We start from the raw sequence: 22,460 nt of genomic DNA, 5'->3' as shown, positions 1-22,460 counted from the left end.
TGGCGCGCCGGGCGGGGCCCGCGTTCATTGAAGGTTTGAAGGTTCGGAGGTTGAAATGAGTGTCGCTGATGTCAAGAAGGGCGTAGAGCAGAAGATGCAGCGCTCGATCGAAGCGTTCAAGAACGATCTGGCGAAGATCCGCACGGGCCGTGCGCATACCGGTCTGCTCGATCACGTGCAGGTCGACTACTACGGCTCGATGGTGCCGATCTCGCAGGTCGCGAACCTGACGCTCGTCGATGCGCGCACGATCGGCGTGCAGCCGTGGGAAAAGAACATGGTCGCGAAGGTCGAGAAGGCCATCCGCGAAGCCGATCTGGGCCTGAACCCGGCAACCGCCGGCGATCTGATCCGCGTGCCGATGCCCGCGCTGACGGAAGAGCGCCGCCGCGAGCTGACCAAGGTGGTCAAGAGCGAAGGCGAAACGGCCAAGGTCGCGATCCGCAACCTGCGCCGCGACGCGAACGAAGCGCTCAAGAAGCTCGTGAAGGACAAGGAAATCTCGGAAGACGACGAGCGCCGTGCGAGCGACGACGTGCAGAAGCTGACGGACAAGCACGTCGCCGAAGTCGACAAGCTCGTGCAGACCAAGGAAGCCGAGATCATGACGGTCTGACGACCGTCCTCGCGCGCCGCCTTCTCCCGCATCACTGTCTCAACGGCCATGACCTATACCAGCTCTACTGTTCGCGTGCCTGACGTCGGCGCCGTGCCGCGTCATATCGCGATCATCATGGACGGCAACGGCCGTTGGGCGACCGAACGCCGCTTGCCGCGCGTCGCGGGGCACACCCGCGGCGTGGATGCCGTGCGGGCGGTGGTCGAAGGCTGCGCGCGCGCGGGCGTCGAATACCTGACGCTGTTCGCGTTCAGTTCGGAAAACTGGCGCCGCCCGAACGACGAAGTATCGTTCCTGATGCGCCTGTTCATCACCGCGCTCGAGCGCGAGATCGGCAAGCTGCACGCGAACGGCATTCGCCTGCGCGTGGTCGGCGATCTCGAGCGTTTCGAGCCGCGCATCCGCGAACTGATCCGCCGCGCCGAAACCAAGACGGCGCGCAACACCCGCCTGACTCTCACGATCGCCGCGAACTACGGCGGCCGCTGGGACATCCTGCAGGCGACGAAGAAACTCGTCCAGCAGGCCGTGCGCGAGGGCCGCGAGGTCGACGTGACCGAGGAAGCGTTCGCGCCGCACCTGGCGATGGCCTATGCGCCGGAGCCCGATCTCTTCATCCGCACCGGCGGCGAGCAGCGCGTCAGCAATTTCCTGCTGTGGCAGCTCGCGTACGCCGAATTCTATTTCACGGACAAATACTGGCCGGACTTCGACGGCGCGGCGCTCGCCGACGCGATCGCGTCGTACACCGAGCGCGAGCGCCGTTTCGGACGCACCAGCGCGCAGCTCGAACCGCAATCGCAGAACGCCGATTCCCTTTCATGCTGAAGACCCGTGTGATCACGGCGGTCGTGATGCTGGCAGTGCTGCTGCCGGTGACGCTGTTCGCGCCGCTCGCCGGCTTCGGCGCGCTGATCGGCGTCGTGCTCGTGTTCGCCGCATGGGAATGGGCGCGCCTGCTGAAGCTCGGCGCGGCCGGTTCCGTCGTCTATGCGATCGTCGCGGCGCTCGCGCTCGCGGCCACCACGCCGCTCGGCGTCGGCGCGACTTCGTCCCGTCCCCTTTTCATGGCGGCCGGCGTGTTCTGGCTGCTGGTCGGCCCGTTCTCGCTGCGGCGCAAGCCCACGCTCGCGGGCGGCGTCTGGCGGCCGTTCCTGCTCGCGGCCGGCCTCGTCGTGTTCGCGGCCTGCTGGCACGCGCTCGTCGCCGCGCGGGCGCAGGGCGTGCCGTTCGTGCTGTCGCTGCTCCTAGTCGTCTGGCTCGCCGATATCGGCGCATACTTCGCGGGCAAGGCCTTCGGAAAGCGTAAACTGGCCATCACGATCAGTCCCGGCAAGAGCTGGGAAGGCGCGATCGGCGGCTGGCTCGCCGTGGTGATCGTCGCCGGCGTCGCGATGGCCGCGCACTGGTTCGAACCGACCCTGTTTTCCGCATTCGCCGCACGCTACGGAATGCCCGGTGCGTGGGCCGCGCTGACGCTGCTGGTCGTCTACAGCGTGATCGGCGACCTGTTCGAGTCGCTGCTCAAGCGTCAGGCGGGCGTGAAGGATTCGAGCGGCCTGTTGCCCGGTCACGGCGGCGTGCTCGATCGCGTCGACGCGCTGCTGCCGGTGCTGCCGCTCGCGATGCTGCTGCTTGGATAAACCACTATTTCTGTTATGCAAAAACGTCTGACACTGCTCGGTTCCACGGGCTCGATCGGAGACAGCACGCTCGACGTGGTCGCGCGCCATCCCGAGCGCTTCTCGGTCTACGCGTTGACCGCGCACCGCAACGGCGACAAGCTCGTCGAGCAGTGCCTGCGCTTCACCCCCGAAGTCGCGGTGGTCGGCGATGCGGCGACGGCCGCGCACGTCGAGGCGCGGCTGCGCGCGGCGGGCAGCAAGACCACGGTGCTGTACGGGCCGCAGGCGCTCGTCGACGTGTCCAAAAGCGACGGCTGCGACACGGTCGTCGCGGCGATCGTCGGCGCGGCCGGCCTCGCGCCGAGCCTCGCGGCCGCGCGCGCGGGCAAGCGCATCCTGCTCGCGAACAAGGAATCGCTGGTGATGTCGGGCGCGATCTTCATGGACGCGGTGCGCGACCATGGCGCGATCCTGCTGCCGGTCGACAGCGAGCACAACGCGATTTTCCAGTGCATGCCACGCGACGAGCGCGAGCACGGCGGGATCTCGAAGATCATCCTGACCGCGTCGGGCGGCCCGTTCCGCACACGCGAGCCGGCGACGCTCGTCGACGTGACGCCGGACGAAGCGTGCAAGCACCCGAACTGGGTGATGGGCCGCAAGATTTCGGTCGATTCCGCGACGATGATGAACAAGGGCCTCGAGGTGATCGAGGCGCACTGGATCTTCGGCTTGGCCGGCGACCGGATCGACGTGCTGATCCACCCGCAGAGCGTGATCCACTCGCTCGTGTCGTATCGCGACGGCTCGGTGCTCGCGCAGCTCGGCAACCCGGACATGCGCACGCCGATCGCACACGCGCTGGCATTCCCGGAGCGCGTCGACGCGGGTGTCGAGCAGCTCGACCTCGCGCAGATCGCGCAGCTGTCGTTCGAGAAACCCGATTACGCGCGCTTCCCGTGCCTCGCACTCGCGCTGAAGGCGCTTGAAGAAGGCGGTATCGCGAGCGCCGCGTTGAACGCGGCCAACGAAATCGCGGTCGAAGCGTTTCTCGAGCGCCGGATCGGCTTCATGGCGATCGCGGCGACGGTCGACGCGGTGCTCAACGCACTGCCGAACCGCGAGCCGAACGGGCTCGACGACGTCCTTGCGGCGGATGCCGAGGCACGCCGCCTCGCCGCCGAGATCATTGCGAAAGCGCCTGCGCCACGCGTGGAGCGCACTGTCTGAATGAGGTGCTCATGAACGTGCTGGTCGAACTGATCGCGTTTGCGGTGGCGATCGGGGTGCTGGTCGTCGTGCATGAGTACGGACATTATCGCGTCGCCCGCTGGTGCGGCGTGAAGGTGCTGCGTTTCTCGATCGGCTTCGGCCAGCCCGTCGCGCGCTGGGTGAGCCGCAGGACCGGCACCGAATGGACGCTTTCCGCGCTGCCGCTCGGCGGGTACGTGAAGATGCTCGACGAGCGCGAGCCGGGGCCTGGCGTGAAGCCCGAGGAACTCGACCAGGCGTTCAACCGGCAATCGGTGTTCAAGCGCATCGCGATCGTCGCCGCCGGCCCGATCGCGAACTTCCTGTTGGCAATCGTCCTCTTTTCCATCGTATTCGCGACCGGCGTGACCGAGCCGGCCGCGGTGCTCGCGCCGCCGGCCGCCGGCACGGTCGCGGCTCGCGCGGGCTTCGACGGCAGCGAGACGATCGTGTCGATCCGGGATGCCGACGGCAGCGAGGCCGCGCCGGTGCGCTCGTGGTCGGACCTGCGCTGGAAGCTGCTGGCCGCCGCGTTCGATCATCGTGAGGTCGTGCTCGGCGCGCGCGACGGCGGCTCGTCGACGTTCGACTTCCGCGTCGACCTGCGCAATGTTCCCGAAAGCCAGCTCGACGACGACTTCATGCTGCACCTGGGCTTCGAGACCGGCGGCGGCACGCTGTCGGTCGCGTCGGTGCAGCCGGGCAGCGCGGCCGAGCAGGCTGGTCTGAAGGCCGGCGACAAGCTGCTCACGCTCGACGGCAAGCCGATCGGCGGCGCATCGCGGTTCATCGACGCGGTAAAGCACCACGCGGGCGAGGCAGTCGACCTGCAGATCGAGCGCGGCGGTGCGACGCAAACCGTGCGGATCGTGCCGCAGGTGCAGCGCGACGACGAGACGGGGCAGCAGATCGGCCGCATCGGCGCGGCGCTGTCGATGCACACGCCGTCGGTCGACGTGCGCTACGGGCCGCTCGAGAGCCTGCGGCTCGGCGCGCACCGCACGTGGGACATCGCGGTGTATTCGCTGAAGATGTTCGGCCGGATGATCACGGGCAATGCGTCGCTGAAGAACCTGTCCGGCCCGGTGACGATCGCCGACTACGCGGGCAAGAGCGCGCGGCTCGGTCCGTCGGCCTTCCTGTCGTTCCTCGCCCTTGTCAGCATTAGCCTCGGGGTGTTGAACTTGCTGCCGATTCCCGTTTTGGACGGGGGGCATCTGTTATATTATCTGGTTGAAGCCGCGACCGGGAAAGCCGTCTCGGAGCGCTGGCAGCTGATTCTGCAAAGAGCCGGGTTGATCTGCATTGTCGCGTTGTCGGCGATCGCGCTGTTCAACGACCTGGCTCGGTTAATCCATTTCTGAAGCGTCAGGCGGCGGCCAGTCGGCCGCCGCCTGATTTGATGCAGCTAAATATTGGGGATGCACGTTGTTCAAACCTCATCGCTTTGTACCTAAGACAGTTGCAGCGGCCGCACTCGCCGCGCACGGCCTCGCGGCGCATGCAGCGGCACCGTTCGTGGTGCAAGACATCAAGATCGAGGGGTTGCAGCGCGTCGAAGCGGGTTCGGTGTTCGCGTACCTGCCGATCAAGCAGGGCGATACCTTCACCGACGACAAGGCATCCGAAGCAATTCGCGCGCTGTACGCGACGGGCTTCTTCAACGACGTGCGCATCGCTACCCAGGGCAACGTCGTGATCGTGCAGGTCCAGGAGCGTCCGGCCATCGCGTCGATCGACTTCACCGGCACGAAGGAATTCGACAAGGACAACCTGACGAAGGCGCTGCGCGCGGTGGGTCTGGCCGACGGCCGCTACTACGACAAGGCGCTCGTCGACAAGGCGGAGCAGGAGCTCAAGCGCCAGTACCTGACGCGCGGCTTCTACGCGGCCGAGGTCAAGACGACGATCACGCCGGTCGACGCGAACCGCGTGTCGATCCTGTTCGCGGTCGCGGAAGGCCCGAGCGCGAAGATTCGCCAGATCAACTTCATCGGCAACAAGGCGTTCAGCACGAGCACGCTGCGCGACGAGATGCAGCTGTCGACGCCGAACTGGTTCTCCTGGTACACGAAGAACGACCTGTACTCGAAGGAAAAGCTGACGGGCGACCTCGAGGCCGTGCGCTCGTACTACCTGAATCGCGGCTACCTCGAGTTCAACATCGAGTCGACGCAGGTGTCGATCTCGCCCGACAAGAAGGACATGTACCTGACGGTCACGCTGCACGAAGGCGAGCCGTACACGGTGTCGGGCATCAAGCTGTCGGGCAACCTGCTCGATCGCGAAGCCGAACTGAACAAGCTGATCAAGATCAAGCCGGGCGATCGTTTCTCGGCCGAAAAGCTGCAGCAGACGACGAAGTCGATCGTCGACAAGCTCGGCGAATACGGTTACGCATTCGCGACCGTCAACGCGCAGCCGGACATCGACCAGGCAAACCACAAGGTGAACCTGAACCTCGTCGTCGATCCGAGCCGCCGCGTGTACGTGCGCCGCATCAACGTGGTCGGCAACACGCGTACGCGCGACGAAGTCGTGCGCCGCGAAATGCGCCAGCTCGAAAGCTCGTGGTTCGATTCGAACCGCCTCGCGCTGTCGAAGGACCGCGTGAACCGTCTCGGCTACTTCACCAACGTCGACGTGACGACCGTGCCGGTCGAAGGCACGAACGACCAGGTCGACGTGAACGTGAAGGTCGACGAAAAGCCGACCGGCGCGATCACGCTCGGCGCGGGCTTCTCGTCGACGGACAAGGTGGTGCTGTCGGCCGGCGTGTCGCAGGACAACGTGTTCGGCTCCGGCACGAGCCTGTCGGTGAACGTGAACACCGCGAAGAGCTACCGCACGCTGACCGTCACGCAGGTCGACCCGTACTTCACGGTCGACGGCATCAAGCGGATCACCGACGTCTTCTACCGCACGTACCAGCCGCTTTACTACTCGACGAGCTCGAGCTTCCGGATCATCAGCGCGGGCGGCAACCTGAAGTTCGGCATTCCGTTCTCGGAAGTCGACACCGTCTACTTCGGCGCGGGCTTCGAGCAGAACCGTCTCGACGTCGACTCGAACACGCCGCAGAGCTACCAGGATTACGTGAACGAGTTCGGCCGTGTGTCGAACACGGTGCCGCTGACGGTCGCGTGGTCGCGCGACGCGCGTGACAGCGCGCTGATTCCGAGCCGCGGCTACTTCACGCAGGCGAACGTCGAATACGGCGTGCCGGTCGGCAAGATCCAGTACTACAAGGCCGACCTGCAGGCGCAGTACTACTATTCGTTCTCGCGTGGCTTCATCCTGGGCCTGAACCTGCAGGGCGGCTACGGTAACGGCATCGGCAACCCGTACCCGATCTTCAAGAACTACTACGCGGGCGGTATCGGCTCCGTGCGTGGCTACGAGCCGAGCTCGCTGGGCCCGCGCGACACGAAGACGAACGACCCGATCGGCGGCTCGAAGATGCTGGTCGGCAACATCGAGCTGACGTTCCCGCTGCCGGGCACCGGCTACGACCGCACGCTGCGCGTGTTCACGTTCCTCGACGGCGGTAACGTGTGGGGCAACGCGCCGGGCGGCACGAGTACCGGCGCGAACGGCCTGCGCTACGGCTACGGTGTCGGCCTCGCGTGGATCTCGCCGATCGGCCCGCTGAAGCTGAGCCTCGGCTTCCCGCTGCAGAAGCACGAAGGCGACCAGTACCAGAAATTCCAGTTCCAGATCGGGACGGCGTTCTGATCGAACGCATGACAACAGTAACGAGAGGGTAATTTTGCTAACCGGTAAGTTTTCGAAACGAGTGATGTGTGCGCTGACCGTTGCGCTGGCCTTGAGCGCGGCGACGGCACATGCTCAGGACGTCGCCCGCATCGCGGCGGTCAATTCGGATCGGATCCTGCGCGAGTCTGCGCCTGCCAAGGCGGCGCAAACGAAGCTCGAAGCCGAGTTCGCGAAGCGCGACAAGGATCTGCAGGATCTCGCGGCGCGCCTGAAGTCGATGTCCGACTCGCTGGACAAGAACGGTGCGTCGCTGTCGGCGGCCGATCGCGCGCAGAAGCAGCGCGATCTCGCGCAACTCGACACCGACTTCCAGCGCAAGCAGCGCGAATTTCGCGAAGACCTGAACCAGCGCCGCAACGAGGAGCTCGCGGCGGTGCTGGAGCGCGCGAACAAGGTCATCAAGCAGATCGCCGAGCAGCAGAATTACGACCTGATCGTGCAGGAAGCCGTGTACGTCAGCCCGCGCATCGACATCACCGACAAGGTGCTCAAGGCGCTCGCGTCCGGCTCGACGAACTGAACGGAGCAGACGACGAATGGCATTGACGCTTGAGGCACTCGTAAAGCGGTTCGGCGGCGAGATCGCCGGCGACGCCCAGTGCACGGTCAGCAGCCTTGCGCCGCTCGACCAGGCAGGCCCTCAGCAACTCGCGTTTCTCGCGAATCCGAAGTACCTGTCGCAGGTCGAGACGACTCGCGCCGGCGCTGTGCTGATCGCGCCGAAGGATCTCGAAAAGCTGGGCGCGGCCGCCAACGGCCGCACGTTCATCGTGACGCCGAATCCTTACGCGTACTTCGCGCGCGTCGCGCAGATGTTCATCGATCTCGCCACGCCGCCGCGCGCGGCGGGCGTGCATCCGAGCGCGACGATCGATCCGGCCGCTCAGATCGCCGCGACCGCGGTGATCGGTCCGCACGTGACGGTCGAGGCCGGCGCGGTGATCGAAGACGGCGTGCAGCTCGACGCGAACGTGTTCATCGGCCGCGGCACGACGATCGGCGCGGGCTCGCATATCTATCCGAACGCATCGGTGTACCACGGCTGCAAGATCGGCCCGCGCGCGATCATCCATTCGGGTGCGGTGATCGGCTCCGACGGTTTCGGCTTCGCGCCGGATTTCGTCGGCGACGGCGATGCGCGCACCGGCAGCTGGGTCAAGATCCCGCAGGTCGGCGGCGTGACCGTCGGCCCGGACGTCGAGATCGGCGCGAACACGACGATCGATCGCGGCGCGATGGCGGATACCGTCATCGAGGAATGCGTGAAGATCGACAACCAGGTCCAGATCGGCCACAACTGCCGGATCGGCGCGTATACGGTGATCGCCGGCAGCGCCGGCATCGCGGGCAGCACGACGATCGGGCGCCACTGCATGATCGGCGGCGCGGCCGGCATCGCCGGTCACGTGACGCTCGGCGACTACGTGATCATCACCGCGAAGTCTGGCGTGTCGAAGTCGCTGCCGAAGGCCGGCATCTACACGAGCGCGTTCCCGGCCGTCGACCACGGCGAATGGAACAAGAGCGCCGCGCTCGTGCGCAACCTCGACAAGCTGCGCGACCGCATCAAGGCGCTCGAAACCGCGCTGGCCGCCCAGGGCGGCACGGACGCCTGACCGACACCATGCGAGACCACGAATCGGGCACGGCCAGCGCAACCGGCCCGGTTCGCCAGACTGGGCCGCGCGGCGGCCCGCTTCAGCCTTTGCATCACCACCGCGCAGCCTCTGCGTGAGACGAACCATCATGAGCACTGAAAAAATCAATCTCGACATCCACAAGATCCTCACGCTGCTGCCGCATCGCTATCCGATTCTGCTCGTCGACCGCGTGCTCGAACTCGAGCCGCACAAGGGGATCAAAGCGCTGAAGAACGTGTCGATCAACGAGCCGTTCTTCCAGGGGCATTTCCCGAAGCGGCCGGTGATGCCGGGCGTGCTGATTCTCGAAGCGCTCGCGCAGGCGGCCGCGCTGCTGACGTTCGCGGAAGAGCAGCCGAAGGATCCGGAAAACACGCTGTACTACTTCGTCGGCATCGACGGCGCGCGCTTCAAGCGCGTGGTCGAACCGGGCGATCAACTGATCCTGAACGTGACGTTCGAACGCTACATCCGCGGCATCTGGAAGTTCAAGGCGGTGGCGGAAGTCGACGGCAAGGTCGCGGCGGAAGCCGAACTGATGTGCACGGTCAAGACGGCCGACGCGGCGCCCTGAGCGACGCGGCACGCATGAGTAACGCAACGCGAGCAACGCGACACATCACATCGAGAGGCAACGGCGCATGACCAGGATTCATCCCACCGCGATTGTCGAACCGGGCGCGCAGATCGACGAGTCCGTCGAGATCGGGCCGTACGCGATCGTCGGACCGCACGTCACGATCGGCGCGCGCACGACGATCGGCTCGCACAGCGTGATCGAAGGTCACACGACGCTCGGCGAGGACAACCGCATCGGCCATTACGCGTCGGTCGGCGGCCGTCCGCAGGACATGAAGTACAAGGACGAGCCGACGAAGCTCGTGATCGGCAACCGCAACACGATCCGCGAGTTCACGACGATCCATACCGGCACGGTGCAGGACGTCGGCGTGACGACGCTCGGCGACGACAACTGGATCATGGCCTACGTGCACATCGGTCACGACTGCCGCGTCGGCAACAACGTGATCCTGTCGAGCAACGCGCAGATGGCCGGTCACGTCGAGATCGGCGACTTTGCGATCATCGGCGGGATGTCGGGCGTGCACCAGTTCGTGCGCATCGGCGCGCACGCGATGCTCGGCGGCGCGTCGGCGCTCGTGCAGGACGTGCCGCCGTTCGTGATCGCGGCCGGCAACAAGGCCGAGCCGCACGGCATCAACGTCGAAGGCCTGCGCCGGCGCGGTTTCTCGCCCGACGCGATCTCCGCGCTGCGCAGCGCGTACCGCCTGCTGTACAAGAACGGCCTGTCGCTCGAGGAAGCGAAGGCGCAACTGCGCGAACTGGCGGCCGCGGGCGGCGACGGCGACGCGGCAGTGACCGCGTTCGTCGAGTTCATCGACGCGTCCCAACGCGGCATCATCCGCTAAGCGATGTCGCTCCCGACCAATCAGCTCCGGCTCGCGATGGTGGCCGGCGAGCCGTCGGGCGATCTGCTCGCGGCATCGCTGCTCGGCGGGCTCCACGAGCGGCTGCCTGCGTCGACCCTGTATTACGGGATCGGCGGGCCGCGCATGCTCGCGCACGGTTTCGACTCGCACTGGCAGATGGACAAGCTGACGGTGCGCGGCTACGTCGAGGCACTCGGGCAGATCCCCGAGATCCTGCGCATTCGCGGCGAGCTGAAGCGCCAGCTGCTCGCGGAGCGGCCGGACGCGTTCATCGGCGTCGACGCGCCCGACTTCAACTTCAACGTCGAACAGGCCGCGCGCGACGCGGGCATCCCGTCGATCCACTTCGTGTGTCCGTCGATCTGGGCGTGGCGCGGCGGGCGGATCAAGAAGATCGCGAAGTCGGTCGACCACATGCTGTGCCTGTTTCCGTTCGAACCGGCGATCCTCGACAAGGCGGGCGTCGCGTCGACGTATGTCGGCCATCCGCTCGCCGACGAGATTCCGCTCGAGCCCGACACGCACGGCGCGCGCATCGCGCTCGGGCTGCCGGCGGACGGCCCGGTGATCGCGGTGCTGCCGGGCAGCCGGCGTTCGGAGATCGGGCTGATCGGCCCGACGTTCTTTGCGGCGATGGCGCTGATGCAGCAGCGCGAACCCGGCGTGCGTTTCGTGATGCCGGCGGCGACACCCGCGCTGCGCGAACTGCTGCAACCGCTCGTCGACGCGCATCCGCAACTCGCGCTGACGATCACCGACGGCCGCTCGCAGGTCGCGATGACGGCCGCCGACGCGATCCTCGTGAAGAGCGGCACCGTCACGCTGGAAGCGGCGCTGCTGAAGAAGCCGATGGTGATCTCGTACAAGGTGCCCTGGCTGACCGGCCAGATCATGCGCCGGCAGGGTTATCTGCCGTACGTCGGCCTGCCGAACATCCTGGCGGGGCGGTTCGTCGTGCCCGAGCTGCTGCAGCATTTCGCGACGCCGGAGGCGCTCGCCGATGCGACGCTTACGCAGCTGCGCGACGACGCGAACCGCCGCACGCTGACCGAAGTCTTCACCGAAATGCACCTGTCGCTGCGGCAGAATACGGCCGCGAAGGCGGCCGAGGCTGTCGTGCGCGTGATCGAGCAACGCAGGGGGCGCGCATGACGGTCGCGCGTGCGCCGCGCCGCCGCGCGTCCGACGACGTGCAGGGCGGCTTCGACTTCACGCGGCCCGACGAAATCGTCTGCGGCGTCGACGAAGCGGGCCGCGGCCCGCTCGCGGGGCCGGTCGTGGCCGCCGCGGTGATCCTCGATCCCGCGCAGCCGATCGACGGGCTCGACGATTCGAAGGTGCTGTCCGCGAAAAAGCGCGACGCGCTGTACGAACTGATCGTCGCGCGGTCGCGCGCGTATTGCGTCGCATCGGCCAGCGTCGACGAGATTGACACGCTCAACATCCTGCACGCGACGATGCTCGCGATGAAGCGCGCGGTCGAGGGCCTGTCGATCGTGCCGACGCTCGCGCAGATCGACGGCAACCGCTGCCCGACGCTGACGGTGCGCGCCGAGGCGATCGTCAGCGGCGACGCGCTCGTGCCGAGCATCTCGGCCGCGTCGATTCTCGCGAAGGTCGCGCGCGATCGCATGCTCGTCGAGCTGCACGAACGCTATCCGGTGTACGGCTTCAACGTGCACGCGGGCTACGGCACCGAGAAACATCTTGCCGCGCTGCGCGAGCACGGCCCATGCGAAGCGCATCGGCGCTCGTTCGCGCCCGTGCGCGCGGCACTTGACCTGATTCGATGAAGAGCATCACTTCCCGCGACAACCCGCTGTACAAACGCCTGAAGGCGCTCGCGGGGTCGACGTCGCAGCAGCGCCGCGGCGGCCACGCGCTGCTCGAAGGTTTCCATCTCGCCAGCGCGTATCTGGACACGGGCGCCACGCCGGAGCTGTGCGTCGCGACCGAGGGGGCGCTCGCGCATGCCGAAGCGCAGGCGATCATCGCGCGCATCGACGCGCATCGGGTCGTCACGCTGCCCGATGCCCTGTTCGGGCAACTGTCGAACGTGGTCAGCGGCGTCGGTTTCCTGCTGCTCGTCGACCGGCCCGCGCAGCCGCTGCCCGAGCGCGTCACGCACACGTCGGTCGTGCTCGACGGCGTGCAGGACGCGGGCAACGTCGGCTCGATCCTGCGCAGCGCGGCGGCGGCCGGCGTGCGGCACGTGTTCTGTGCGCCCGGCACTGCGTATGCGTGGTCGTCGAAGGTGCTGCGTTCGGGCATGGGCGCGCATTTCCTGCTGTCGATCCACGAAGACGTCGAACCGGACGCGCTCGCCGCACGTCTCGACGTGCCGGTCGCGCTGACCGATTCGCACGGCGCGCAGGCGATCTACGATTGCGACCTGGCCGGGCCTGTCGCGTGGGTGTTCGGCAACGAGGGCGCCGGCGTGTCGGCGTTCTGGCGCGATGCGGCGACGCATCGCGTGACGATCCCGCAACCGGGTGGCATGGAATCGCTGAACGTCGCGGCCGCGGCGGCGGTGTGCCTGTTCGAGCAGGTGCGGCAGCAGCGGCGCGGATGACGTCGTAGCCGCGCGCGCCGTGCCGTCCGCCGGCATCCCGCACCATGAAAAAAGGCCGCGTTCGACGCGGCCTTTTTGCTGTCGGCGGCGGTCTCGCGGCCGCGCCGGTGCGACTGGTCAGTACGACTGCCGGTCGAGGCGGATTTCCTGCAGGATCGTCGTCGCGATCTCCTCGATCGACTTGTGCGTCGACGACAGCCACTTGATCCCTTCGCGGCGCATCATCGCCTCGGCTTCGTTGATCTCGTAGCGGCAGTTCTCCAGCGCCGCGTATTTGCTGCCGGGGCGGCGCTCGTTGCGGATCTCGGACAGCCGCTGCGGGTCGATCGACAGCCCGAACAGCTTCTCGCTGTACGGCGACAACGCCGACGGCAGCTTGCCGCGCTCGAAGTCTTCCGGAATCAGCGGATAGTTTGCCGCCTTCACGCCGTACTGCATCGCGAGATACAGGCTCGTCGGCGTCTTGCCGCTGCGCGACACGCCGACCAGGATCACGTCGGCTTCCGACAGGTTGCGGTTCGACTGGCCGTCGTCGTGCGCGAGCGAGAAGTTGATCGCCTCGATCCGCGTCTTGTATTCCTCGGTATCGGCGTTCTGGTGGCCGCGGCCCATCGCATGGCTCGACTTCAACTCCAGTTCCTGCTCGAGCGGTTCGACGAAGCGCTGGAACATGTCGAGCACGAGCGCGTTCGAGCGCTTGACGATGTCGTTCGATTCGCTGTCGACGAGCGTCGTGAACACGATCGCGCGGCGGCCGTCGTGCACGGCGGCCTCGTTGATCTTCTCGACCGTCGCGAAGGCCTTGTCGAGCGAGTCGACGAACGGCACGCGCACGAGGCGGAACTTCTGGTCGAACTGGGAGAGGATCGAGTGCGCGAAGGTTTCGGCAGTGATCCCGGTGCCGTCGGAGACGATGAAAACGGTAGGCAGCATGAACTGGGCGTCGAACGTGAAGGGCGGTTGCGCGGACCGCTGGAGGTTCGCCTCCACACGCAGTGACAAGGTCGCGCCACATCCGGCAGCCGGCACGGTAGAATAGCGGCAACCTGTTGGATAAGCAATTGCGGGGGCACGGTGCGAACGGCACCTTCGGCTTGTCGCCATTGAACGAAAACTCCCGGCAAGTTCGGCGATTCATCTGAATATATCGCCCTTCTGCCGGGATTTTTGTAAATCGGGTCGGAAGATCTGCCCCGCTGCGATTGTTTCTCCAACAGGTTGCGCAAGACGCGCCGCGCCTTTTTGCAAGCGCCCGCGTTCGAGCCCACTTGCGCAATCGAGCATTTTTTTCACACTTAGGGGCTTGTATGACTAACGCAGCAAACGTCGCAAAGGACCAGGCGTATGTAATTCCGTTCGAGCAGTTGCGGATGACCGATGTGGAGATCGTGGGCGGCAAGAACGCGTCGCTCGGCGAGATGATCAGCCAGCTTTCCGAGGCAGGCGTTCGCGTACCCACCGGTTTCGCCACGACCGCGCTCGCATTCCGCGATTTCCTGAAGCACAACGAACTGACCGATCGCATCGCCAAGCGCCTCGAGTCGCTCGACATCGACGACGTGAAGGCGCTCGCCGAAGCCGGTGCCGAAATCCGTAAATGGATCGTCGACGCGCCGCTGCAGCCGCGTCTCGAGCAGGAAATCCGCGCACAGTTCGAAATCCTGAAGAACGGCTCGCCGAGCGAGTTGTCGTTCGCCGTGCGTTCGTCCGCGACCGCGGAAGACTTGCCCGACGCGTCGTTCGCCGGTCAGCAGGAGTCGTATCTGAACGTCGTCGGCATCGAAGACGTGCTCGACCGCATGAAGCACGTGTTCGCGTCGTTGTACAACGACCGCGCGATCTCGTATCGCGTGCACAAGGGCTTCACGCACGCCGAGGTCGCGCTGTCGGCCGGCGTGCAGCGCATGGTCCGCTCGGACGTCGGCGCGGCCGGCGTGATGTTCACGATCGACACCGAATCGGGCTTCAAGGACGCCGTGTTCATCACGTCCAGCTACGGCCTGGGCGAAACCGTCGTGCAGGGCGCCGTGAACCCGGACGAGTTCTACGTGTTCAAGACGACGCTCGCGCAGGACAAGTACCCGATCATCCGCCGCTCGATCGGCTCGAAGCTGATCAAGATGGAATTCACGCAGCCGGGCGAGCCGGGCCGCGTGAAGACGGTCGACGTGCCGCACGAGCAGCGCAACCGCTATTCGATCACGGATGACGACGTGATCGAGCTCGCGAAGTACGCGGTCATCATCGAGAAGCACTACCAGCGTCCGATGGACATCGAGTGGGGCAAGGACGGCCGCGACGGCAAGATCTTCATCCTGCAGGCGCGTCCGGAAACGGTGAAGAGCCAGGCGAGCGGCAAGGCCGAGCAACGCTTCAAGCTGAAGGGCCAGTCGCAGGTGCTGGCGACGGGCCGCGCGATCGGCCAGAAGATCGGCGCGGGCCCCGTGCGCGTGATCCAGGATCCGTCGGAAATGGAACGCGTGCAGCCGGGCGACGTGCTGGTGGCCGACATGACCGACCCGAACTGGGAGCCGGTGATGAAGCGTGCGTCGGCGATCGTCACGAACCGTGGTGGCCGGACCTGCCACGCGGCGATCATCGCCCGTGAGCTCGGCGTGCCGGCGGTGGTCGGCTGCGGCGACGCGACCGACATCCTGAAGGACGGCGCGCTCGTGACCGTGTCGTGCGCGGAAGGCGACGAAGGCAAGATCTACGACGGGCTGCTCGAGACGGAAGTCACGGAAGTGCAGCGCGGCGAGCTGCCGGAAATCCCGGTCAAGATCATGATGAACGTCGGCAATCCGCAGCTCGCGTTCGACTTCTCGCAGCTGCCGAACGCCGGTGTTGGCCTCGCGCGTCTCGAGTTCATCATCAACAACAACATCGGCGTGCACCCGAAGGCGATCCTCGAGTACCCGAACGTCGATCAGGATCTCAAGAAGGCGGTCGAAAGCGTCGCGCGCGGTCACGCGTCGCCGCGCCAGTTCTACGTCGACAAGCTGACGGAAGGCGTCGCGACGATCGCCGCGGCGTTCTATCCGAAGCCCGTGATCGTGCGTCTGTCCGACTTCAAGTCGAACGAGTACAAGAAGCTGATCGGCGGTTCGCGCTACGAGCCGGACGAGGAAAACCCGATGCTGGGCTTCCGCGGCGCATCGCGCTACATCGCCGAAGACTTCGCTCAGGCGTTCGAGATGGAATGCCGCGCACTGAAGCGCGTGCGCGACGAGATGGGCCTGACCAACGTCGAGATCATGGTGCCGTTCGTGCGGACCGTGAAGCAGGCGGAGCGCGTCGTCGGCCTGCTCGAGAAGTTCGGCCTGAAGCGCGGCGAGAACGGCCTGCGCCTCGTGATGATGTGCGAAGTCCCGACCAACGCGATCCTCGCCGAAGACTTCCTGCAGTTCTTCGACGGTTTCTCGATCGGCTCGAACGACCTCACGCAGCTCACGCTCGGCCTCGACCGTGACTCGGGCATGGAGCTGCTGGCCGTCGACTTCGACGAACGCGACCCGGCCGTGAAGTTCCTGCTCAAGCGTGCGATCGACACCTGCCGCAAGATGGGCAAGTACGTCGGGATCTGCGGCCAAGGCCCGTCCGATCACCCGGACTTCGCGCAATGGCTGACCGACGAAGGCATCGTGTCGATCTCGCTGAATCCGGACACGATCATCGATACGTGGCAGGCGCTCGCCAACCGCAAGTAACGACGGTCATGCGACTTCGACGAAAGGGCGGTCCGCCGCGCTTTCGTTGAAGGCAAAATGCAAGCTTCGTGCTATAAACACCCCGGTAAGCACCGGGGTGTTTTTTTTCGTCCGTACGCGCGGGGCGCTTTCGAGCGTGCCGGCCGCTTCGCACAGCCGCGAGCGCAGCGAATATAGTGAGCATCGCGGACGTTTTTCTGGAGACCACAATGATGTCGGGGCATCTGTTCTGGTGGGTCGGAGTCGGCGTGCTGGTCGTCGCCGAATTGCTGACCGGCACGTTCTATCTGCTGATGATCGCGCTCGGCTTTCTCGCGGGCGGGCTGCTGCAGCTCGCGGGTGTCGCGCCGCACGTGCAGATCGGCGCGGCCGCCGCGGTCGCGATCGTCGCGATGATCGTGCTGCGTCGTTCGGGGCTCGGGCGCAAGCAGAAGCGCGACACGTCGACGAATCCGGACGTCAATCTCGATATCGGCGCGACCGTCACGGTCGATGCGTGGCACGACGGCCACGCGCGCGTGCAGTATCGCGGCGCCGACTGGGACGTCGAACTCGCGACCGGCGAGCGCGTCGATGCGCGCGTGTATCAGGTGAGTGCCGTGCGCGGCAACAGTCTCGTCGTCGTCGCGAAACCCGCGGGCTGATCGTCCAACGATAAAACAAGGAGGGAATATTTCATGGATTCGCTGATCATCTGGGTCGTCCTGCTCGTCATCGCCGTCGTGATCGTGTCGAAGACGGTGAAGATCGTGCCGCAGCAGCATGCGTGGGTGCTCGAACGCTTCGGCCGCTATCACGCGACGCTGTCGCCGGGCCTGAACATCGTGCTCCCGTTCGTCGACCGGATCGCGTACCGGCACGTGCTGAAGGAAATCCCGCTCGACGTGCCGAGCCAGGTCTGCATCACGCGCGACAATACGCAGCTGCAGGTCGACGGCGTGCTGTATTTCCAGGTCACTGATCCGATGAAGGCGTCGTACGGGTCGAGCAACTTCGTGCTCGCGATCACGCAGCTCGCGCAGACGACGCTGCGCTCGGTGGTCGGCAAGCTCGAGCTCGACAAGACCTTCGAGGAGCGCGACTTCATCAACCACAACATCGTGTCGGCGCTCGACCAGGCCGCCGCGAACTGGGGCGTGAAGGTGCTGCGCTACGAGATCAAGGACCTGACGCCGCCGAAGGAGATCCTGCACGCGATGCAGGCGCAGATCACCGCCGAGCGGGAAAAGCGCGCGCTGATCGCCGCGTCCGAAGGGCGCAAGCAGGAGCAGATCAACCTCGCATCGGGCGCGCGCGAGGCGGCGATCCAGAAGTCCGAAGGCGAGCGGCAGGCGGCGATCAACCAGGCGCAGGGCGAGGCGGCCGCGATTCTCGCGGTGGCCGAGGCGAACGCGCAGGCGATCCAGAAGATCGCGAACGCGATCCAGTCGCAGGGCGGGATGGATGCGGTGAATCTGAAGGTCGCCGAGCAGTATGTCGGCGCGTTCGCGAATCTCGCGAAACAGGGCAACACGCTGATCGTGCCGGCGAACCTGTCGGACCTCGGCACCGCGATCGCGTCGGCGCTGACGATCGTCAAGAACGCGGCGCCGGCCGCGGGCGCGAAGGGCTGAACGCAGCGCGCGTACGCATCGCACGACACAAAGCAACACGGCCCGCTTCTGGCGGGCCGCGTCGTTTGCGATGCGCGTCAGGCGTATCAGGTGCCGGCGCGCATGATGCGGGCCTTTTCGCGCTCCCAGTCGCGCTTCTTCTCGGTTTCGCGCTTGTCGTGCAGCTTCTTGCCCTTCGCGAGCGCGATGTCGCATTTCACGCGGCCGCCCTTGTAGTGGAAGTTCAGCGGCACGAGCGTGTAGCCGCGCTGCTCGACCTTGCCGATCAGCTTCTTGATTTCCTCACGGTGCAGCAGCAGCTTGCGCGTGCGCACCGGGTCGGGCTTGATGTGCGTCGAGGCTTCGGGCAGCGGGCTGATGTGGGTGCCGATCAGGAAGATCTCGGCGTTCTTCACCACGACGTAGCCTTCCTTGATCTGGCCGCGCCCGGCGCGCAGCGCCTTGACTTCCCAGCCCTCGAGCACGAGCCCCGCCTCGTAGCGTTCCTCGATGTGATAATCGAAGTGCGCTTTCCTGTTGTCGATGATGCTCATGAAAGGATCGGGCCAACTCGTTTAAAATCACGATTTTAGCAAAGCGGGGCGGGAATCGCCCGGCTTGGCGTTCTCACCTCAAGCGATGCCGCGCGATTTATGGCAGATGTCCAGAAAACCGTATTGATCCGTCATTCGGCGGAACAGATGTTCGACCTCGTCACCGACGTGGCCGACTACCCCAATTTCCTGCCCTGGTGCGGCGGCGTCGAGATCCGCCGTCAGGACGACAGCGGGATGGAAGCGCGCATCGACATCAACTTCAAGGGCATCAAGCAGCATTTCGCGACGCGCAACATCCAGCAGCGTCCGACGCGGATCGACATGGAGTTCGCGGACGGCCCGTTCAAGAAGTTCACGGGTTCGTGGCGCTTCATCCCGCTGCGCGCCGATGCGTGCAAGATCGAGTTCGCGCTGCATTACGAGTTTTCGAGCATCCTGCTCGAGAAGATCATCGGCCCCGTGTTCAGCCACATCGCGAACACGTTCGTCGATTCGTTCGTGAAGCGCGCCGACCAGCGCTACGGGAAGGGGTGACGCGATGCTGTCGATCGAAGTTTGCTATGCGTTGCCGGATCGCCAGACGCTGATTCCGGTGTCGTTGCCCGAAGGCGCGACCGTGCGCGCGGCGATCGACGCGAGCGGCGTGCTCGCGCTGCACCCGGAGATCGATCTCGCGCATGCGAAGACGGGCGTATTCGGCAAGCTCGCGCCGCTCGACGCGTCGCTCGCCGACCACGACCGCGTCGAGATCTATCGTCCGTTGATCGTCGATCCGAAGCTCGCGCGCCAGCGGCGTGTCGACAAGACCCGCCGCGAAGGCTCGATCGAGGGCCGCAAGTGGATGCACAAGGACGCGCGCTGACGCGCCGCGTTTGGCGCCGCCTCGTCATCTCGTTCGTTCCGATTCGTCAGACTACACGCGCCGGCGCTCAGTGGGCCGTGACGTTCGCGTTCGCGGGGGCGTCGCCGCGCGTGTCGTCGTGACGGCGCACTGACCCGTAAACACCCGCCAGCAACAGCGCGAGCGCCGCGATCTCGAGCGCGCGCGGCATCCGGTGATCGTAGACGAATGCATAGAGCATCGCGAACACGGTTTCGAACACGATCAGCTGGCCCGACAACGTCAGCGGCAGCCGCTTCGATGCCGCGTTCCACAGCCCGTTGCCGAGCCACGACGCGCCGATCGCGAGCCCGAGGTTCAGCAGCCAGAACAACTGCCAGCGCGATGCGGGGACGGCCGCCTGCACCGTGCCGGCCGGCAGCGCGAGGATCGCGAGCCAGCAGAGGCCGCCGATCGCGCCCGTCACGACGCCCCACAGCACCGACCACTCGTTGCCGCCGAAATGGTGATGGCGTTGCAGATAGCGCGCGTTCGCGACCGCGTACCAGGTCCAGCTCGCGAGCGCGCCGCTCGCGCACGCGAGGCCGGCGAGCTTTTGGCCGAGCGTCGTCGCATGCGCGGCTTCGGACGTGAACAGGTCGACGTTGATGCAGACGATGCCGGCGATCACCAGCGCGAGCGGGGCGGCGAGGCGCCGCAGCGGCACCGCGCCGTGGTCGCCGAGGCCCGCCAGTGTGACGGTCACGGGCAGCACGCCGACGATCAGCGAGCTCGGCGCGATGCCGACCAGGTGCACGGCAGCGGACAGCAGCATGTAGTACGCGACGTTGCCGATCAGCGCGAGCCGCGCGAGCGCGACGAGATCCTCGCGGGTCAGCCGCGCGAGCAGCGACCGGGCGGCCGGCAGAGCCGCGGCCAGCGACACGAGGCCGTACATCGCGTAGCGGCCCGCGCTCAGCAGCAGCGGCGAGAAGTCGGTCAGCAGCCGCGGCACGAGAAAGACCATTCCCCACAACGCGCCCGCAAGGACGCCATACACCACACCGCGCTGCATCGACTGCTCCGAATGAATGACTGACGAGCGCGCATGTTAGCGACGGCGGCGCGGTTCCGTCTTGTTCATTCCTGCACTCGGAGCTGGAGGGCAGGGGCGCGGGCTTGCCAAGAGCGCGCCGCGATACGGTTCCGTTGTGTTGTTTACCCGAAGCGGGCAGCGTGTGCGGGCGCCCGTCGGCGATCGGCGGTGCTCAGCGCTCGACCGGCTCGGCCGTCGGCGCACTGTCGGCCGCCGTCCGCGCTCGCGCGGGGCGGCGCACCGCGCGCAGCTTGCCGCTGCTGCCGCCGCCGCAGTAGAACGTGTCGCGGCCGTCGGATTCCAATCCGGACACGCCGACACCGGGCGGCATGTCGATCTGCTCGAGTACGTCGCCGGTGCGCGGGTCGATTCGCCGCAGCTCGCTTTCGTCGGCTTCCCACGTGCCGTGCCACAGCTCGCCGTCGACCCACGTGACACCGGTGACGAAGCGGTTCGATTCGATCGTGCGCAGCACGGCGCCCGATTGCGGGTCGACCTGGTGAATCTTGCGCTCGCGGTACTGGCCGACCCACAGCGTGCCCTCGGCCCATGCGAGCCCGGAATCGGCGCCGCCGCCGGGCGCCGGGATCGTCGCGAGCACGCGGCCGGAGTCCGGATCGATCTTCTCGATGCGATCCTCGACGATCTGATACAGATGGCGCCCGTCGAACGCGGTGCCCGCATGCGCGGCGACGTCGAGCGTGCGCACGGTCGTGCCTTGTTCGGGATCGAGCGCGTTCAGCTTGTCGCCGGACGCGAACCACACGTGCCGGCCGTCGAACGTGACGCCGTGCACGCCGTCGCCGCCCGGAAACGGGCCGTATTCGCGAACGATGTCTGCAGTGGAGCGTTTCATGTTTGTCACCTCGTCGTTGGTGTGCTCATCCTAGTCGCCCGGCAACGGTGCGGGGAGTAACAAGGTCGTCGCGAATCCGGGCAGCGGCGGCATCATCCAGCGGCGCGCGCGGCCGCGCCCGAGCGCCTGCACCTTGTTCGCATCGGCCAGCGCGTCCAGCGCGCGCTGCACGGTGCGCTGGCTCGCGCCGAGCGCGAGCGCCAGCGCGGAGCTCGACCACGCCTCGCCATCCGCGAGCAGCGCGAGCACCGCTGCGTGGCGGTCGTCGACCGGGCGCGCGAGCACGACGGCTTCGCGCGCGCCAAGCGGCTCGAGCGCGAAGCCGTCGCGCGTCGCGGTGATGTTCGCGACCGGCCGCAGCATCGCGCGCAAGCGGCCGATCTCGACGCGCAGCCGCGCGCGATGCGATTCGTCCGCATGCTTCGCGCGAAACGCGGCGGCGACCAGCGCGTTTCTCGACACGTCGCCGGGCGATGCTTCGCCGAGCATGCGCGCGAGCACGAACAGCACCGGGCGGCGCGCGAGCGACACGGTCGTGCGCGCGTCGCGCACTGCATAACGGCACGCATCGACGATGAGCGCGTTCGACGCCAGCAGCGCCTCGACGTCGTCGAGCAGCACGAGCCGCGACGTGCCGCGCGCGATCAGGCGCGCGGCCGGCGTATCGAGCACGCGCGCGGCTGTCTCGACTTCGGCCGTCAACGCGGCGATGCCGGCGTCGTGAGCGGCGGCGCGCGCGCGGGCGAGCGCCGTGCGCGCCGCGTGCGGACGGATGCGGCGCATCGCGATTCCGGCCGCGATCAGGTCGTGCGCCGCGCGCGACGCGGCCGGCAGCGCCGCGGGGTCGAGGCTCGCGAGCCGCCGCTCGGCGTCGTCGAGATGCCCGATCAGCAGCAG

At 66.5% G+C, this 22,460-nt stretch carries 23 protein-coding genes; 18 read left to right on the top strand and 5 right to left on the bottom strand.

The genetic code is table 11. From position 1 onward, the window contains the following. Positions 1 to 55: 55 nt before the first annotated feature. The 13 genes from frr to BSE24067_RS30440 all read left to right on the top strand — a co-directional run bounded on the left by frr (position 56) and on the right by BSE24067_RS30440 (position 12,935). Positions 56 to 616 (top strand): ribosome recycling factor, encoded by a 561-nt coding sequence (gene frr, locus BSE24067_RS30500; RefSeq protein WP_006483822.1) that lies wholly within the window; start codon positions 56 to 58, stop codon positions 614 to 616. A gap of 48 nt (positions 617 to 664) precedes the next feature. Further along, positions 665 to 1,447: a polyprenyl diphosphate synthase gene (gene uppS, locus BSE24067_RS30495; RefSeq protein WP_151066957.1), complete on the top strand. Its 783-nt coding sequence runs from the start codon at positions 665 to 667 to the stop codon at positions 1,445 to 1,447. After that, positions 1,441 to 2,262, top strand: a complete 822-nt coding sequence (locus BSE24067_RS30490) for a phosphatidate cytidylyltransferase (RefSeq protein WP_151066956.1) — start codon at positions 1,441 to 1,443, stop codon at positions 2,260 to 2,262. The genes uppS and BSE24067_RS30490 overlap by 7 nt, the downstream gene beginning before the upstream one ends. A 15-nt stretch (positions 2,263 to 2,277) precedes the next feature. After that, entirely contained in the window at positions 2,278 to 3,474 is a 1,197-nt protein-coding gene (locus BSE24067_RS30485) for a 1-deoxy-D-xylulose-5-phosphate reductoisomerase (RefSeq protein WP_151066955.1), read from the top strand. 11 nt (positions 3,475 to 3,485) lie between these two features. Further along, positions 3,486 to 4,859 (top strand): RIP metalloprotease RseP, encoded by a 1,374-nt coding sequence (gene rseP / locus BSE24067_RS30480; RefSeq protein ID WP_151066954.1) that lies wholly within the window; start codon positions 3,486 to 3,488, stop codon positions 4,857 to 4,859. 64 nt (positions 4,860 to 4,923) lie between these two features. Continuing rightward, positions 4,924 to 7,230, top strand: coding sequence for an outer membrane protein assembly factor BamA (gene bamA, locus BSE24067_RS30475; protein WP_151066953.1), 2,307 nt, complete (start codon positions 4,924 to 4,926; stop codon positions 7,228 to 7,230). Positions 7,231 to 7,294: 64 nt separating this feature from the next. Then, positions 7,295 to 7,792: an OmpH/Skp family outer membrane protein gene (locus tag BSE24067_RS30470; RefSeq protein WP_174904965.1), complete on the top strand. Its 498-nt coding sequence runs from the start codon at positions 7,295 to 7,297 to the stop codon at positions 7,790 to 7,792. 16 nt (positions 7,793 to 7,808) lie between these two features. Next, positions 7,809 to 8,888: a UDP-3-O-(3-hydroxymyristoyl)glucosamine N-acyltransferase gene (gene lpxD / locus BSE24067_RS30465; RefSeq protein ID WP_151066951.1), complete on the top strand. Its 1,080-nt coding sequence runs from the start codon at positions 7,809 to 7,811 to the stop codon at positions 8,886 to 8,888. Between the two features lie 130 nt (positions 8,889 to 9,018). Further along, the gene (gene fabZ / locus BSE24067_RS30460; RefSeq protein WP_006495559.1) at positions 9,019 to 9,486 is read left to right on the top strand and encodes a 3-hydroxyacyl-ACP dehydratase FabZ; all 468 of its coding nucleotides are present in this window, start codon (positions 9,019 to 9,021) and stop codon (positions 9,484 to 9,486) included. 67 nt (positions 9,487 to 9,553) lie between these two features. Next, a complete protein-coding gene (gene lpxA, locus BSE24067_RS30455; protein WP_151066950.1) occupies positions 9,554 to 10,342 on the top strand; it encodes an acyl-ACP--UDP-N-acetylglucosamine O-acyltransferase in 789 nt (262 codons plus the stop codon). A gap of 3 nt (positions 10,343 to 10,345) precedes the next feature. Then, a complete protein-coding gene (gene lpxB, locus BSE24067_RS30450) occupies positions 10,346 to 11,515 on the top strand; it encodes a lipid-A-disaccharide synthase (protein WP_151066949.1) in 1,170 nt (389 codons plus the stop codon). Further along, positions 11,512 to 12,156, top strand: coding sequence for a ribonuclease HII (gene rnhB, locus BSE24067_RS30445; RefSeq protein ID WP_151066948.1), 645 nt, complete (start codon positions 11,512 to 11,514; stop codon positions 12,154 to 12,156). The genes lpxB and rnhB overlap by 4 nt, the downstream gene beginning before the upstream one ends. Beyond that, a complete protein-coding gene (locus BSE24067_RS30440; RefSeq protein ID WP_151066947.1) occupies positions 12,153 to 12,935 on the top strand; it encodes a TrmH family RNA methyltransferase in 783 nt (260 codons plus the stop codon). The genes rnhB and BSE24067_RS30440 overlap by 4 nt, the downstream gene beginning before the upstream one ends. 117 nt (positions 12,936 to 13,052) lie before the next feature. Here BSE24067_RS30440 and ppsR read toward each other — a convergent pair whose 3' ends face one another. Then, entirely contained in the window at positions 13,053 to 13,868 is an 816-nt protein-coding gene (gene ppsR, locus BSE24067_RS30435) for a posphoenolpyruvate synthetase regulatory kinase/phosphorylase PpsR (protein WP_040144980.1), read from the bottom strand. 374 nt (positions 13,869 to 14,242) lie between these two features. Here ppsR and ppsA point away from each other — a divergent pair, with 374 nt between their 5' ends. The 3 genes from ppsA to BSE24067_RS30420 all read left to right on the top strand — a co-directional run bounded on the left by ppsA (position 14,243) and on the right by BSE24067_RS30420 (position 18,255). Beyond that, positions 14,243 to 16,642, top strand: a complete 2,400-nt coding sequence (ppsA, locus tag BSE24067_RS30430; protein ID WP_151066946.1) for a phosphoenolpyruvate synthase — start codon at positions 14,243 to 14,245, stop codon at positions 16,640 to 16,642. 209 nt (positions 16,643 to 16,851) lie between these two features. Continuing rightward, complete coding sequence (locus BSE24067_RS30425; protein WP_151066945.1) at positions 16,852 to 17,286, top strand: NfeD family protein; 435 nt, start codon at positions 16,852 to 16,854, stop codon at positions 17,284 to 17,286. A 33-nt stretch (positions 17,287 to 17,319) separates the two neighbouring features. Next, positions 17,320 to 18,255: an SPFH domain-containing protein gene (locus tag BSE24067_RS30420; RefSeq protein ID WP_151066944.1), complete on the top strand. Its 936-nt coding sequence runs from the start codon at positions 17,320 to 17,322 to the stop codon at positions 18,253 to 18,255. 86 nt (positions 18,256 to 18,341) lie between these two features. On the opposite strand, the gene smpB is transcribed toward BSE24067_RS30420, so the two are convergent. Beyond that, entirely contained in the window at positions 18,342 to 18,788 is a 447-nt protein-coding gene (gene smpB / locus BSE24067_RS30415; RefSeq protein WP_006478511.1) for an SsrA-binding protein SmpB, read from the bottom strand. A 99-nt stretch (positions 18,789 to 18,887) separates the two neighbouring features. Between smpB and BSE24067_RS30410 the strand changes: the two genes are divergently transcribed. Further along, a complete protein-coding gene (locus tag BSE24067_RS30410) occupies positions 18,888 to 19,325 on the top strand; it encodes a type II toxin-antitoxin system RatA family toxin (RefSeq protein WP_040144470.1) in 438 nt (145 codons plus the stop codon). Positions 19,326 to 19,329: 4 nt separating this feature from the next. Further along, complete coding sequence (locus BSE24067_RS30405) at positions 19,330 to 19,653, top strand: RnfH family protein (protein ID WP_151066943.1); 324 nt, start codon at positions 19,330 to 19,332, stop codon at positions 19,651 to 19,653. A gap of 67 nt (positions 19,654 to 19,720) precedes the next feature. On the opposite strand, the gene BSE24067_RS30400 is transcribed toward BSE24067_RS30405, so the two are convergent. From BSE24067_RS30400 to BSE24067_RS30390, 3 genes are all read right to left on the bottom strand, one after another. Further along, positions 19,721 to 20,686 carry a DMT family transporter gene (locus BSE24067_RS30400; protein WP_151066942.1) on the bottom strand — a complete coding sequence of 322 codons (966 nt, stop codon included), beginning with the start codon at positions 20,684 to 20,686 and terminating at the stop codon, positions 19,721 to 19,723. Positions 20,687 to 20,879: 193 nt separating this feature from the next. Further along, positions 20,880 to 21,563, bottom strand: a complete 684-nt coding sequence (locus tag BSE24067_RS30395; protein ID WP_151066941.1) for a Vgb family protein — start codon at positions 21,561 to 21,563, stop codon at positions 20,880 to 20,882. Between the two features lie 30 nt (positions 21,564 to 21,593). Next, on the bottom strand, positions 21,594 to 22,460 hold an 867-nt coding region (locus tag BSE24067_RS30390), incomplete at its 5' end, for a helix-turn-helix domain-containing protein (RefSeq protein WP_174904964.1).

It is taken from the genome of Burkholderia latens (genome assembly GCF_902499045.1).
GTDB lineage: Bacteria > Pseudomonadota > Gammaproteobacteria > Burkholderiales > Burkholderiaceae > Burkholderia > Burkholderia latens.
The sequence above is the reverse complement of the archived record's forward strand: the minus strand, read 5'-3'. Positions and strand labels throughout refer to the sequence as shown.